A 13,123-nucleotide genomic window follows, 5' to 3' on the forward strand; every position below is an offset into this window, starting at 1 on the left:
TGGCGCCAGAAGCCGATAGTCCTTCAGAGCCGAACTCCACCTTCCGGTCCGCTCCTGACCTCAGGAGCAGATTGACCAGCGGCCTGCGCCGCGCCGACGCTGAGCCAGCCACGCCAACCACTCATAATGCCAATTCGGCGCCGTCCGGGCCCTCTATACAATCACCGGCAAGCGGTGGTCTTTCGAACGAGGCGCAGGAAATTGCCGAATCCCTGCATGACGACGGCGTCTCGGTGCCGGTCCTGACGGGAACCGTTCGCCTGGTGGACATGGCGCTGATCGCCGCCACCGGCGTCATCGCAGCCATGACTGATGCGGGAGCGACGCAGCTTGGCGTTGTCCATGGCATTGCCGTTGCGATCGCCATGCTGTTCTCCCTCGCCTTCTTTCAGGCCTCCGACGCCTATCAGGTGTCGATCATGCGCCGTGGCCTGTCCCAGATCGGCCGGATCGGCGCTGGCTGGACGCTCGTCTTTGCCATGATCTTTCTCATTCAGATGACAACCGGCCTCGGCTCCGGCCTGTCCCAGAACTGGATCGGGGCATGGTTCGTGCTGGGCATGACCGGGCTCGTCTGTGCCCGTCTGGTGGTCTATCGCATCGTCCGCCACTGGATGGAAAACGGCCGCCTGGAGCGGCGCGCCATCATCGTGGGCGGCGGCACGGCAGCAGCCGACCTGATCCATGAACTGGAATCCCAATCCGACAATGATATCCGCATTTGCGGTATCTTCGATGACCGTGCCAACGACCGCTCCCCGCCGGTCGTGGCCGGTTATCCGAAGCTTGGCAACATCTCGGCCCTGGTGGAATTCTCGCGCCTTGCGCGGATCGACATGTTGATCGTCTGCATTCCGCTCAGGGCCGAACAGCGCGTCTTGCAGCTGCTGCGCCGGCTCTGGGTGCTGCCCGTCGACATTCGCCTGTCGGCCCATACGGACAAGATCCGCTTTAGAAATCGCGGCGCATCCTTCATCGGCACGGTTCCCTTCGTTGACGTGGTGGAAAAGCCGATCACCGATTGGGACATGGTCGCCAAGCGCGTGTTCGACGTCGTGTTTGCGAGCCTGGCGCTCATCACCCTGTTTCCGGTCATGATCGTGGCTGCGATCGCCATCAAGCTGGACAGCAAGGGGCCTGTGCTCTTCCGCCAGAAGCGCTACGGCTTCAACAACGAGATCATCGATGTTTTGAAGTTCCGCTCCATGTACACGGAAATGGCCGATCCGGACGCCAAGTCGGTTGTCACCCGGAACGACAGCCGGGTCACCCGGGTCGGCCGCTTCATCCGCAAGAGCTCCATCGATGAATTGCCTCAGCTGTTCAACGTTCTGCGGGGTGACCTGTCTCTCGTCGGTCCGCGCCCTCATGCGGTCAACGCCCATACGGACAATCACACCTGGGACGAAGTGGTCGATGGCTATTTTGCCCGCCACAAGGTGAAGCCCGGCGTGACCGGATGGGCCCAGATCAACGGCTGGCGCGGCGAAGTCGACCGGCCGACGAAAATCCAGAAGCGGGTCGAATGCGATGTCTACTACATCGAGAACTGGTCGATCCTGTTTGACCTGAAGATCCTCTTCATGACTCCCTTCAGCCTGTTCAACACAGAGAACGCCTATTGAGCATGGGGACCGCAGACCCCCGGACGTTTGGCACCGTCCGGCCACGGCTTCCGGTGCGCGCAAGCAGCATCGGTGACGGAGCCCTGTGGCTGGCCGCCTTTCTGTCCGGGTTCGTGATCCGCGAACCTGCCCCTTACGAACTCTACATGGTCGGCCTGACAGTCGTCTGGCTCGGGTTCGGTCTGAAGCTGCGGCGCGAGTTCGGTCCGCTGATCGTCTGCATGATGCTCTACATCACCGGTGGCATTGCCGCGATCCCGCTTGCGCGGGAGATGGACGATGCCATCATCTACATTGCGGTGTCCGGCTTTCTGGCGATCACCGCGATCTTTTATGCCGCCATTCTGGCGGAACGGCCAGAGCGTTATCAGCTGATCGAAAAGGGCTATCTGGCCAGTGCCGTGCTCGTGTCGCTGTTCGGCATCGCCGGCTATTTTCATCTGTTTCCGGGCGCGGATTTCTTCACGCTTTATGACCGGGCGCGTGGCACCTTTCAGGACCCGAACGTCTTCGGCCCGTTCCTGGCCCTGCCCACGGTCATCCTGATCCAGCGGCTTTTGACGCAGCCCTTGCGCGTGTCCCTCACCTATCTGCCCGCGCTCGCGATCCTGGTGCTGGCGATCTTTCTCAGCTTTTCGCGCGGGGCCTGGGTGGTGCTCGCGGCAGCCTCGATGATCGTCTACCTTCTGGCGCTGATCACCGAGCAAAAGGCCGTCCGCCGGCTGCGCCTTCTGGCGCTCGGAGCTCTCGGCATCGTCGCGCTCATTGCGCTCCTAGGCGTCGCCCTGTCCATTGACAGCGTTGCGGAAATGTTCGAGCAGCGCGCGCGTCTCGTGCAGGATTATGACGGCGCGCGTCTTGGCCGCTTTGCCCGCTACTCCCTCGGCTTCCAGCTGGTGATGGAACATCCGCTCGGCCTGGGGGCGCTGGAGTTCAACAAGTATTTTCCCGAGGATGAGCACAATGTCTATCTGAAGGGGTTCACCACCTATGGCTGGCTTGGCGGCACGGTCTATCTGCTGCTGGTCGGCTGGACGCTCGCCCGCCTGACGCCGCTGCTGTTCAAGGCCCGCGACTGGACCCCCTTCGTCCATTGCCTCTTTGCCATTCTGGTGGCTCATGTGATCCTGTCGATCATCATCGATACGGACCATTGGCGGCACATGTACATGCTGTACGGCCTCGCCTGGGGCCTGATTGCGGCCGACAGGCTCGAGCGGCCACGCGGCCTGCACTTCTCGCGCACAAGAACTGTGGACCAAGCCGCATGAAGCGCCTTGCGCTGAGGCAACGAACCGGTTACGTAGGTCCCGTTCGGGCAGTAGCGCAGCCTGGTAGCGCACTTCACTGGGGGTGAAGGGGTCGTCGGTTCAAATCCGGCCTGCCCGACCAACAAAATCAATGACTTAGGTCATTTCAGTAAAGTGCTCCTTGGTTCACATGAACAGGAAGCCAATGCGGGGTTAGCCATGCCTGTTCTGCTAACTGATATATGCCCGCCTATTTCATAGTTCTCTTGAAAAAATCAGAATTAACCGTCTGAGGCATTTAGACGACGGCTTCGTAAATTTGGGCAATGCAGGCTGGCAACCTAGTGCAAATATGAAAATTAATGCCGCAAACCATTGCCAAGCATGACCTATCAGCTACCTTGCTATTTCTTGCAGCTGCACTACGTTTGAAGATGTAGGTCCGCAAAATTGGACATAGTTCGACTGTTGCATTTTCACACTTTCGTCGGGATTGCATCCTATGATAGAGACCTTAACTACGGAAGCATCACTCACTAGCGACTACTAGGACATACGTTCAAAACTCATTTTGGAATGAGTGCGTTATTGTTTTAGTAGGAAATGCATGCGAAGTAATATGTGTAAAAATAGGAGTGCATCAATGGCTACGCCAGTTCAAACAGCAGCCTCAATGACCGGGCGCGTTCCGATGCAAGATCGTGAGTTCCCGAAAGAGGCGTTCGACTACGACGCCGAAGTTACCAAGGAAGCGATCGACCAGATCAAAGAAAAAGCTGCGACTACAATCAACTCGGAAGAGTGGGAAATTATTGACGGCTTTCGCTAGATGACTGTTCCCAGCTGGGTTGCGCAACAGCCTTCAGCATTTGACATCGTTGCATGCTACTTCCCTGAAAAAGACGTGACGGACGGAGGCGAGATTTTTAAACTTCGTCCGGCACTTGTTTTGAAGGTTCTTAAAGGAAAGAACACTGGCAGCATCGCATGCGAAGTAGCCTACGGCACGAAGAATCTTAAGTTCGTTCAGCGCAAAAATCGAGACGTTATCATACAAAATGCTGCTGACTTGACCATAATTGGTTTGGCAATGGCCACGCGATTTGATCTCGACAACACCCTCATCTTGCCATGGTCAGAAAAGTTCTTTGGTTGCTGGACTGGTTACCAGCATCCGAAAATAGGACAGCTCACAGAAAAGTACGTTAAAGACTATGCCTACACAATGATGCTACGTCAGGGCATTAACGACTAGTTCACTTTAGAAAATTAATTAATATTATTGAGATAGAAGTAATCTGCTCGATTACGTCCTTGATCGGCTCACTGCAGATCATTTTTGATTTTCCCCAATCCTGTAAATTTCGCCCGAAAAGTTACCTTTCCGCAATAGCGCGAACTCCAGCAGGCGTGTTCTTGCGATCTGGGAAGATGTGGCAGTTCAGGAACAGTCACATCGCCTAATTTTGCCCGGGATCTCGATCCATTTTATGCCGCTTTGAAATCGGCGCTCCTGACAGTCGGCATTTAATCGCATCGCCGTTAGAAATTCCCACACCTCACCCACCCCCGTTGCAGACACCAACTGAGCGGGTGTTTTGGCCTATGCCACGATAGGCAAAGTTCTGTTTCAAACGCGGAAATCGTTAAGCAGAAGGCACGAAAAAGGCCACCACTCGGTCGGAGCGATGGCCTGTCGTCTTTGCGCCCGACAATTTACCTGCCGGTGATCCAGGGCGCGGCGATCAGGATGGCCAGCGCCAGCATCTGCATGGCGATGAATGGCAGGAGCGACCGGAAGATGGTTCCAAGCGATATGTCCGGAGGCGCGACGCTCTTCAGATAGAAGGCCGCGGGCCCAAATGGCGGCGACAGGAAAGACACCTGCATGTTCATGCAAAAGAGCACGCCAAACCAGACCGGGTCGTAGCCAAGCTGCGTGATGATCGGCACGAAGATGGGCATGGTCAGAAGGGCAATGCCGACCCAGTCCAGGAACATGCCGAGGACGAACAGGATCAGCATCATGAACAGCAATATGATGGTCGGATCGTCCGAGATGCCGGTGATCAGCGCCGAAACGAACTTGATCCCGCCCATCAGGTTGAACACGCCAACCAGGGCACTGGCTCCGATCCCGATCCACACGATCATGCCGACGGTCTGAAGGGTCTGCAGCGCTGACCCTTTCAGCAGGCCGAGCGAGAATTCGCCGCGCAAGATGGTGGACACAAGCACGCCGGCGACGCCAACCGCCGAGGCTTCGGTGATGCTTGCCACGCCGCCATAGATCGAACCAAGGACACCGGCCACCACCAGCAGCGGCAGGAACAGCCCCTTCAGGAGCCGAATCTTTTCACCTGTCGAAACAGGCTCTTCATCGGGAATGGGGGCAATGGCCGGGTTCAGGTAGGCCCGGATCAGCACATAGGCCACATAAAAGCCGGCCAGCATGAGGCCGGGGATAAAGGCGGCGGTGAAGAGATCGCCGACCGAGACGTTGGCGGTCAGACCGTAGATGATGAGCACGATGGATGGTGGCACCATCGTGCCGAGCGCACCACCTGCGCAGACAACGCCGATCGCCAGCTTCTTGTCATAGCCAAGCCGGAGCATCTGCGGCAGCGCGACCAGCCCGAGCAGAACGACTTCCCCGCCGATGATGCCGCTCATCGCCGCCAGAATGACAGCCACCACGATGGTCTGAATGGCGACACCGCCGCGCAGGCGCCCGCCGAGCAGTTTCATCGCGTCAAAGAGATCGCGCGCGATGCCCGATCGGTCCAGGATGGCCGCCATCAGAACGAACATGGGAACCGATACAAAGACAAAGGACGAAACGAAGGTGTAGACCCGGCTCGTGATCAACGGGACGACCATCGGCCCAAACCAGCCAAGGGCGAACACCAGGGCAACGAGCAGCGTCACGAACGCAAGCGGAATGCCCGAGACCAGCAGCCCCAGGAGCATCACGAACATCAACAGGGTACCGCTCTCGATCCCGAGCGATTGAAAAGATCCGAAAATGTCAGTCACCGGCGCCCCCGCGCATAGTTATAGGCAAGGATCAGAAACTGGACGGCCATGACCGCCAGAACGGCCAGGAGAAAAATCTTGATCGCACCGGGATAGACCGGGTCCCAGGCACTGCCGGACCGCTCCAGGCGAAAGCTGCCATCGGGCCGAAATGCGGCCCTGAGAACCATAGTCCACGCCGCCCATGAAAAAATAGCGCTCGCACCGGCGCAAACCAGCGAAATCACGATGTCGAGAAGTCTGCGCAGACGCCTGGGCAAAACGTCATAGATCAGAACGACCCGAATGTGCCTGTCACGCGCCGTGCAGTAGAGCCCGCCGTAGATGAAGGCCGTGCCGCACAGAAAGATCGTTGTCTCATGCGCCCAGATGGTCGGCGCATTGAACAGGTAGCGCAGCAGCACTTCATTGATGAGAATGACCATCGACAGGACGATTCCGATGGCGAACACGATGCCACCCCGGTCGATCCACCGGCCAAGCATCCCGGCCTCGGCAATGGCACCGGGGTCTTCTTTTTCGATTGCGTGAGCGTCTTCCAGGTCCGACACCAGATCCCTCCTTCCAATAAAAACGGGCGCCAGGGGCGCCCGTTCTCATTAAACCATGCAGATCACTGCATCAGGCCGTTTTCCTTGAGATAGCTGGTCAGGACGTCATAGACGCGCTGCGCGTTCTCGGAGCGGGCAGCCACTTTCTCCCATTCGCCCTTGGCGATGGTGCGGAACTTGGCACGTTCTTCAGGTGCCCAGTCGATCACGGTCACTTCACCGCCTGCCTTGGCTTCCTCGACCGCCTTCATGTCGCGTTCTGCCAGCGCTGCGACCTGGCTGCGGGAAAACTCGGCGACACTCTCGGTCAGCGCCGTCTGCAGGTCAGCCGGCAGCGCGTCCCACTTGGCCTTGCTCATGGAAATTTCGACCAATGGCATGGAGTGGAAGCCGGGATACACGGGAAAAGGCGCAACGCCATGCATGCCCTGGGCATGGTTGGTCGAAAACACTGTGTAATCGGCCGCATCGATCACGCCCTTGTCGAGCGCCGTGAAGACTTCAGACCCCGGCAGGTTGACCGGAGCAGCACCAGCCGCCGCGAAGACCTGCTGAACGAGGCCTTCCGGTGCGCGCATCTTCAGGCCTTTCAGGTCATCGACGCCATTGAGCTGAACCTTGGAAACAAACGCTTCGAGGCCAGGTGTTGTCGCACCGATGAAGTGCAATCCATAGGGCTCAAGAAGCTCGTTCATGAGTTCCTTGCCGCCGCCGTTGTCCATGAAGGCGAACATCTCGTCAGGAGACGACCAGGCGCCAACCGGATTGGCAACGAGACCAAATGCCGGGTCCTTGCCGGAAAAGTAGGATGTGTCGGTGATATGGCCGTCGAGAATGCCGGCGACGATCGCATCCTGCGTTTCGTTGTGCGCCACGATCGATTCCACAGGCAAAAGCTCTATGGCGACACGCCCGCCGGTCTTGTCGCTTACGCTTTCAGCCCAGCCTTGCTGAAGCTGAAAATTCGGATTTCCGGCGGGGTCAGATGACTGAAAACGGAACTCGAAGTCCGCGGCCAGCGCAGAAGAGGCAATGGCCCCGATAGCGACTGTCGCCAAAGCGATTTTGGAAAATTTCTTCAACATGCTTTTCCTCCCAGGTTGTGCTGCATTGTCCGGAAACTGTCAGACAATGCTTTGTGCGGGCGCACCGATGCGCCGCAATTCATCAAGTGCCGCGACGACCACTTCGTCGATTGGCACGTTAATCTCGAGTGCAATGCCGCTTTCATCGTTTTCAAGCGGCTCCAGAATGCCCAGCTGACTGTCCAGCAACCCAGCTCCAACGAAATGGCTTGTGCGCGCCTCAAGCCGTTCGGCGATCAGCGCCCGGGGACCGGCCAGGTGCAGAAAGACGCTGTTTCCGAGCTGATCACGGATACGATCCCGGTAGACGCGCCGAAGACAGGAGCACGCGACAACAGCGCCACCTGTCGACTGAACCTGCCGCTTTGCAGCCGCGGAAACTGCATCGAGCCAGGGCAGCCGGTCAGCGTCGGTCAACGGCAGGTCCCGAGACATTTTGCGCCGGTTCTCATCGCTGTGGAAGTCGTCAGCCTCCACCATCGCAACGCCGAGCGCATCGGCCAGCCGGCGTGCCAGCAGGCTTTTCCCCACGCCGCAGACCCCCATCACGATGACAGGCCTTGCAGCGACGGGTGTTGAGGCGCGCTCCCCTGTCTCCCGATGATCCATTTTTGTCGTTGCCCTTGTTTCTTCCGGGCACATACAAAATGACAGCGCTAACATTTGTCAAATGATTAGTTTTCATCTATGTTCAAAAAGCATGATGATTTAGTGTCAAACTACTGATTTTAAGGGATAATTTGAAAGCAAACTTATCAGACGTCGCCAAGGAAGCCGGTGTTAGCGCCATAACAGTGTCGCGCGCACTGCGCCATCCGGACAAAGTGTCAAAGAAGACGCTGGACAAGATCATGTCCGTCGTCGACCGGCTCGGCTATATCCCCGACCCTGCGGCACGGGCGCTTGCAGTCGGCAAGACCAACGTCATTGGCGTCGTCGTTCCCTCGGTCACCAACAACGTCTTTTCAGACGTCATGCGCGGTATCTTCGAGACATCAGAAGGCACGAAATGGCAGATCCAGCTTGGCAATTCGCGCTATTCCCCGCTGGAAGAAGAACGGCTCGTACGAACCTTCCTGAGCCAGAAACCGGCTGGCCTCATCCTGTCCGGGCTTGAGCAGTCGGATGCGACCTCAAAACTCCTGATGAATGCCGATTGCCGGATTGTCCAGATCATGGAATGCGGTCCCGCCCCCTACGACATGATGATCGGTTTTTCCCATATCGAGGCCTCGAGGGTTGCGACCCGGCACCTTCTCGACAGGGGATACAAAAAACCCGGTTACATTGCAGCGCGGCTTGATCCGCGCAGCCAGAGGCGGCTGCAAGGCTTCGAGGAAGTCACCACTGCCGCAGAGCTCTACGACCGGGCGCGGATCGTGACGACCCCGCGGCCCTCGACCGTGACGCTCGGCTGCGAACTCACCGCAGACCTCTTGTCCAAGGCACCGGATACCGACGCGATCCTCTGCAACAATGATGACCTGGCGCTCGGCGCGCTGTTCGAGTGCCAGCGACGCGGCTTGAACATCCCGAACGAGATTGGGATCTGCGGTTTCAACGACCTTGAGATGATGGCCGTGGCAAACCCTGGAATTTCCAGCGTGCACACCCACCGCCTTCAGATTGGGCAGCAGGCCATGAGCATGATGGATGCGGCCCTGACCGGCTCCGGGCCCGATCCGAGCGTCATTGACGTCGGCTTTGACATGATTGCGCGCCAAAGCACCAACCGCGCCGCCAGATAGCGCGTATGCACAAAGCGTCTTCATCGTGATCGAGCCCAATCATTCGGCTCTACGCCAGAACGAGCAACCGTCGTGTGATCTGTCGCCGCCAGTCAGCTCTGGTGAGCAAGGCGTTTCAAATCCGCTTTTCTCAAGACTTTCAATTCGCTAGGCTGGCACCTTGGCAGATGGATTCAATCCGGTCTGCCAGAGTGCTCTTGCCAGTTCCGGACCAGTCATGCCCCTCGCCTTCGATCCGCTTTCACCCGCCTTTGCACGGAATCCCTATCCGTTTTATGCAGCTTTGCGAGAGACTCCCGGGCTGACGTATTTCGAGGATTTCGACATATGGCTGGCGGCACGCTTCGAGGACGTGGGCGAGATCGCCCTGCATCCGGCGATGGTTCGCTCGCTGGAGGGGCTTGTCAGTCCGGAGGAAATCGCTGAGCAGAAACGGGCAGGCAATTGGCATGACATGCCGAACCACTCCCGCTTTGTACAATTCTCCCTGCTCGACAGCGACGGCGAAGTGCATGACCGGCTGCGCAAGCAGGTGTTCAAGCTGTTCACGCCCAAAATGGTCAACACGCTGCGGGGCGAAATCCAGACCTATGTGGATGGCCTGATCGACAGTTTGAGCGACCGGACGGAGATCGACTTCGTCGAGGATCTGGCCGCCCATGTGCCCGGCCACATCATCGGCCGGGTGCTTGGGGTTCCTGATGCCGATTGTCCGCAGCTCCGGGTCTGGTCCGAGAACATCGTCCAGTTCTTCGACATCGACCGGTCGGACGCGCGCAAGGAGCTGGCCGAGCGCAACACCACCGAGTTCTTTCAGTATCTGCAAGGCCTCAAGGCGGAGCGCCTGAAAACCCCGAAAGACGATCTGATATCGGCAATGATCGTTGCCGAACAGGCCGGGCTCATGAATGAGGACGAGTTCTTCTCCACCGCCATGCTGATCCTCATGGCAGGTCACGGCTCAACCATCGATGTTCTGGGCAGCGGCTTGCATGCGCTGCTGAAATTCCCGGACGAGATGCAGCGTCTGCGAGCAGACCCTGGCCTGATGAAGACTGCGGTGCAGGAGATGTTCCGATATGAAAGCCCCCTGCCTTTTTTTCATCGCTACGCAACGGAAGAGGTTCAGATCGCGGGACAGAGCTTTCCGGCCGGCACGAAGTTCGGCGTGCTCTATGGTTCTGCAAACCGGGATCCGGCCCAGTTTCCGGATGCCGGTCGCTTTGACGTCGCCCGCACGCCCAACTGGCACATTGCCTTTGGCCGCGGCGCGCACTTCTGTCTTGGCAACCACCTGGCTCGGCTCGACATGGACATCATCTTTTCATCGCTTTTGAAGCGGTTCTCGTCAATCGAGCTGTGTGACCCGGATCCGGTTTACAAATCAGGCCTCTCCGTCAGGGGGCCTGCGTCTCTGGAAATTCGCTGGCAAGCCGGGTGAAGAGCGATATTGTAGTGTCACGTTGCAGCGTCATGGTCTCGCGACGCCATGATCTGGCGCTGACTTTCCCGTCCCCATTTCCAGGAGTTTTCATGCACCGCCTTTCCCTCACCTGCCTGATCGCATTCGGCGCAACGCTCGGCGCGTCCGGGTTTGCCAACGCCGACACCCAGGTTCACCTCGGGCCACGGCCGCTCTACCTGGTGGATCAGATGCAAGACGGCGCGTTGAAGGACAAGCTTCTGGCATGCGCTGCCACCCCGGCGGCAAGGACCGATTTTTCCATCGGCCACCGCGGCGCTGCGCTACAATTTCCCGAACATACGGCGGAAGGCTATGTGGCCGCAGCGCGGATGGGGGCCGGTATCATCGAATGCGACGTGACCTTCACCAAGGACAAGGAGCTGGTGTGCCGCCATGCGCAGAATGATCTGCACACGTCGACCAACATCCTCGCAACAGATCTGGCAGACAAGTGCACGCAGGGCTTCACGCCGGCCGGCAATGGTTCGGACGCGGCGGCGGAGTGTAGGACCAGCGACCTGACACTCGCCGAATTCATGTCGCTCAAGGGCAAGATGGATGGCCGCGACAAGTCCGCGGAGACCGTTGAAGACTACATGGGCGCCACTGCAGGCTGGCGCACGGACCTTTATGCGCCCACGGGCACGCTGATGACACATGCCCAATCGATCGAGCTGATCAAGGCCCAGGGCGGCAAATTCACGCCGGAGCTGAAGTCTCCCGCGGTGGAAATGCCCTTCAGCGGTTTCTCGCAGGCCGACTACGCCCAGAAGATGATCGATGAGTACAAGGCAGCCGGTGTTTCCCCGGAAGATGTCTGGCCCCAGTCGTTCAATCTGGACGACGTGCGTTACTGGATTGAACATGAGCCGGAGTTCGGAAAACAGGCGGTCTACCTTGATGGCCGCTACGGCCGGAACGGGATCGACCCGAGCAATGCGGAAAGCTTCAAGCCCTCTATGGAAGAGCTGAAAAACATGGGCGTCAATTACCTCGCGCCGCCCATCTGGATGATGCTCGCTCTTGACGAAAACAAGAAGATCGTGCCGTCCGTTTATGCCCGCGCAGCCAAAGAGGCTGGTCTCAAGCTGATTGCCTGGACGCTCGAGCGGTCCGGTCCACTTGCATCAGGGGGCGGCTGGTATTTCCAGACGGTCAAGGATGTGATCGACAGCGACGGAAAGCTCTATGAAGTTCTCAACGTTCTGTCGGAAGATGTTGGTGTTGAAGGCGTTTTCTCTGACTGGCCTGCCACAGTGACCTATTACGCCAACTGCATGGGCAAGTAGAAACGCATCAGGCGGCTGCCCGCTGGGCAGCTGCCTCTTTTCTAACGCGCCTGATCCAGGATGCGTTTGCACTCAAGCAATTCAAACAGAGTGGACTGAAGGCGGCGGACGTCGTCCTTGGACATGGCGTCCGGCGCGTCCGCTGCCTGATGACCGGCTTCCTTTTCAGACCGGAAGCGATCCATGAAGCGTGTGGATCCGGGTGTTTTTTCAGCGACTTTGCGTACACTGGTTTCCGGCAGCACGTCGCGCGGCGTGACCTCCTGCGGCACGGTGTCAACGGCCTCTGGCTCCGGTGGTGTTTCCACCACTTTCGGCTTTGAGGTCGCCTGTTGGGTCGCGGGAACCGGCAACGCATCTTCTCGCCAGATCTGCATGACGAAACGGGGGCCCTGCTCTTTCAGGATCCGCTGCACACCCTTGATGGTGTAACCTTCACCGTACAGAAGATGGCGAATACCGCGGAGCAGTTCAACGTCATCGGGACGATAGTAGCGCCGACCGCCACCTCGTTTGAGTGGCTTGATCTGGGTAAAACGCGTTTCCCAGAATCTGAGGACATGTTGCGGAAGATCCAGATCATCCGCAACTTCGCTGATGGTCCGGAACGCATCCGGGCTTTTGTCCTGATTGGTCATGTTCGCTGGATCACAAGAGGAAAGTCCGGCTGCGAGGCCCGCTCAACCGATCAGGAGTCCTGGCCGGTCAGTGCGTCGTTGATCCGTTGCTTCAGCACATTGCTGGGCTTGAAGACCATGACGCGGCGCGGAGAAATCGGCACTTCTTCGCCGGTTTTCGGGTTTCGCCCGATCCGTTCGCCCTTGGACCTTACGACAAAGGATCCGAAGGAAGACAATTTGACGGACTCTCCCGTCAAAAGGCATTCCGAGATTTCCGAAAGAACCCGCTCGACCAATTCAGACGACTCCGTGCGTGACAGACCGACCTTTTGATAGACCGCTTCACACAAATCGGCGCGCGTGATAGTTCTGCTGCCCATGACCACTCCCCGGCGAAGCCAACGATCTGGCTGATTTTGCTATAGAACTTACCGTATCCGGTTACGCTATTGCC

The 13,123-nt window shown here is 58.2% G+C and carries 13 protein-coding genes and 1 tRNA gene; 8 read left to right on the forward strand and 6 right to left on the reverse strand.

The window, feature by feature from the left end:
- Window positions 1–155: 155 nt before the first annotated feature.
- The 5 genes from ABJZ52_RS21685 to ABJZ52_RS21705 all read left to right on the forward strand — a co-directional run bounded on the left by ABJZ52_RS21685 (window position 156) and on the right by ABJZ52_RS21705 (window position 4,130).
- The gene (locus ABJZ52_RS21685; RefSeq protein WP_348336489.1) at window positions 156–1,625 is read left to right on the forward strand and encodes an undecaprenyl-phosphate glucose phosphotransferase; all 1,470 of its coding nucleotides are present in this window, start codon (window positions 156–158) and stop codon (window positions 1,623–1,625) included.
- 2 nt (window positions 1,626–1,627) lie between these two features.
- Window positions 1,628–2,896 carry an O-antigen ligase family protein gene (locus ABJZ52_RS21690; RefSeq protein ID WP_348186909.1) on the forward strand — a complete coding sequence of 423 codons (1,269 nt, stop codon included), beginning with the start codon at window positions 1,628–1,630 and terminating at the stop codon, window positions 2,894–2,896.
- Window positions 2,897–2,940: 44 nt separating this feature from the next.
- Window positions 2,941–3,017: transfer RNA gene (locus tag ABJZ52_RS21695), tRNA-Pro, on the forward strand.
- A gap of 501 nt (window positions 3,018–3,518) precedes the next feature.
- Window positions 3,519–3,704 carry a hypothetical protein gene (locus ABJZ52_RS21700; RefSeq protein WP_348186911.1) on the forward strand — a complete coding sequence of 62 codons (186 nt, stop codon included), beginning with the start codon at window positions 3,519–3,521 and terminating at the stop codon, window positions 3,702–3,704.
- Window positions 3,705–4,130 carry a hypothetical protein gene (locus tag ABJZ52_RS21705; RefSeq protein WP_348186913.1) on the forward strand — a complete coding sequence of 142 codons (426 nt, stop codon included), beginning with the start codon at window positions 3,705–3,707 and terminating at the stop codon, window positions 4,128–4,130.
- A gap of 461 nt (window positions 4,131–4,591) precedes the next feature.
- Here the strand turns inward: ABJZ52_RS21705 and ABJZ52_RS21710 are convergent, their stop codons facing one another.
- The 4 genes from ABJZ52_RS21710 to ABJZ52_RS21725 form a co-directional block, all read right to left on the reverse strand.
- On the reverse strand, window positions 4,592–5,854 hold the full coding sequence (locus ABJZ52_RS21710; RefSeq protein ID WP_348187168.1) for a TRAP transporter large permease subunit: 1,263 nt from the start codon (window positions 5,852–5,854) through the stop codon (window positions 4,592–4,594).
- Between the two features lie 53 nt (window positions 5,855–5,907).
- The gene (locus tag ABJZ52_RS21715) at window positions 5,908–6,462 is read right to left on the reverse strand and encodes a TRAP transporter small permease (protein ID WP_348186915.1); all 555 of its coding nucleotides are present in this window, start codon (window positions 6,460–6,462) and stop codon (window positions 5,908–5,910) included.
- 62 nt (window positions 6,463–6,524) lie between these two features.
- Window positions 6,525–7,547 (reverse strand): TRAP transporter substrate-binding protein, encoded by a 1,023-nt coding sequence (locus ABJZ52_RS21720; protein ID WP_348186917.1) that lies wholly within the window; start codon window positions 7,545–7,547, stop codon window positions 6,525–6,527.
- 39 nt (window positions 7,548–7,586) lie between these two features.
- Entirely contained in the window at window positions 7,587–8,156 is a 570-nt protein-coding gene (locus ABJZ52_RS21725) for a gluconokinase (protein ID WP_348186919.1), read from the reverse strand.
- Between the two features lie 131 nt (window positions 8,157–8,287).
- On the opposite strand from ABJZ52_RS21725, the gene ABJZ52_RS21730 reads away from it, so the two are divergent.
- From ABJZ52_RS21730 to ABJZ52_RS21740, 3 genes are all read left to right on the forward strand, one after another.
- Window positions 8,288–9,295 (forward strand): LacI family DNA-binding transcriptional regulator, encoded by a 1,008-nt coding sequence (locus tag ABJZ52_RS21730; RefSeq protein WP_348186921.1) that lies wholly within the window; start codon window positions 8,288–8,290, stop codon window positions 9,293–9,295.
- Between the two features lie 217 nt (window positions 9,296–9,512).
- Window positions 9,513–10,736 carry a cytochrome P450 gene (locus ABJZ52_RS21735; RefSeq protein ID WP_348187170.1) on the forward strand — a complete coding sequence of 408 codons (1,224 nt, stop codon included), beginning with the start codon at window positions 9,513–9,515 and terminating at the stop codon, window positions 10,734–10,736.
- Between the two features lie 92 nt (window positions 10,737–10,828).
- Window positions 10,829–12,049, forward strand: coding sequence for a glycerophosphodiester phosphodiesterase family protein (locus tag ABJZ52_RS21740; RefSeq protein ID WP_348186923.1), 1,221 nt, complete (start codon window positions 10,829–10,831; stop codon window positions 12,047–12,049).
- A gap of 41 nt (window positions 12,050–12,090) precedes the next feature.
- Here ABJZ52_RS21740 and ABJZ52_RS21745 read toward each other — a convergent pair whose 3' ends face one another.
- Window positions 12,091–12,687, reverse strand: coding sequence for a MerR family transcriptional regulator (locus tag ABJZ52_RS21745; protein WP_348186925.1), 597 nt, complete (start codon window positions 12,685–12,687; stop codon window positions 12,091–12,093).
- 50 nt (window positions 12,688–12,737) lie between these two features.
- Window positions 12,738–13,049: an integration host factor subunit alpha gene (locus ABJZ52_RS21750; protein WP_348186927.1), complete on the reverse strand. Its 312-nt coding sequence runs from the start codon at window positions 13,047–13,049 to the stop codon at window positions 12,738–12,740.
- Window positions 13,050–13,123 lie beyond the last annotated feature (74 nt).

Origin of the sequence: Roseibium sp. (genome assembly GCF_039982295.1) — a bacterium.
GTDB lineage: Bacteria > Pseudomonadota > Alphaproteobacteria > Rhizobiales > Stappiaceae > Roseibium.

What these genes read in the sequence shown, in the direction of transcription:
- ABJZ52_RS21750 (WP_348186927.1), bottom strand. Translation starts at nt 13,049, where the DNA reads ATGGGCAGCAGAACTATCACGCGCGCCGATTTGTGTGAAGCGGTCTAT.
- ABJZ52_RS21725 (WP_348186919.1), bottom strand. Translation starts at nt 8,156, where the DNA reads ATGGATCATCGGGAGACAGGGGAGCGCGCCTCAACACCCGTCGCTGCA.
- ABJZ52_RS21700 (WP_348186911.1), top strand. Translation starts at nt 3,519, where the DNA reads ATGGCTACGCCAGTTCAAACAGCAGCCTCAATGACCGGGCGCGTTCCG.
- ABJZ52_RS21720 (WP_348186917.1), bottom strand. Translation starts at nt 7,547, where the DNA reads ATGTTGAAGAAATTTTCCAAAATCGCTTTGGCGACAGTCGCTATCGGG.
- ABJZ52_RS21690 (WP_348186909.1), top strand. Translation starts at nt 1,628, where the DNA reads ATGGGGACCGCAGACCCCCGGACGTTTGGCACCGTCCGGCCACGGCTT.
- ABJZ52_RS21745 (WP_348186925.1), bottom strand. Translation starts at nt 12,687, where the DNA reads ATGACCAATCAGGACAAAAGCCCGGATGCGTTCCGGACCATCAGCGAA.
- ABJZ52_RS21710 (WP_348187168.1), bottom strand. Translation starts at nt 5,854, where the DNA reads ATGTTCGTGATGCTCCTGGGGCTGCTGGTCTCGGGCATTCCGCTTGCG.
- ABJZ52_RS21735 (WP_348187170.1), top strand. Translation starts at nt 9,513, where the DNA reads ATGCCCCTCGCCTTCGATCCGCTTTCACCCGCCTTTGCACGGAATCCC.
- ABJZ52_RS21705 (WP_348186913.1), top strand. Translation starts at nt 3,705, where the DNA reads ATGACTGTTCCCAGCTGGGTTGCGCAACAGCCTTCAGCATTTGACATC.
- ABJZ52_RS21740 (WP_348186923.1), top strand. Translation starts at nt 10,829, where the DNA reads ATGCACCGCCTTTCCCTCACCTGCCTGATCGCATTCGGCGCAACGCTC.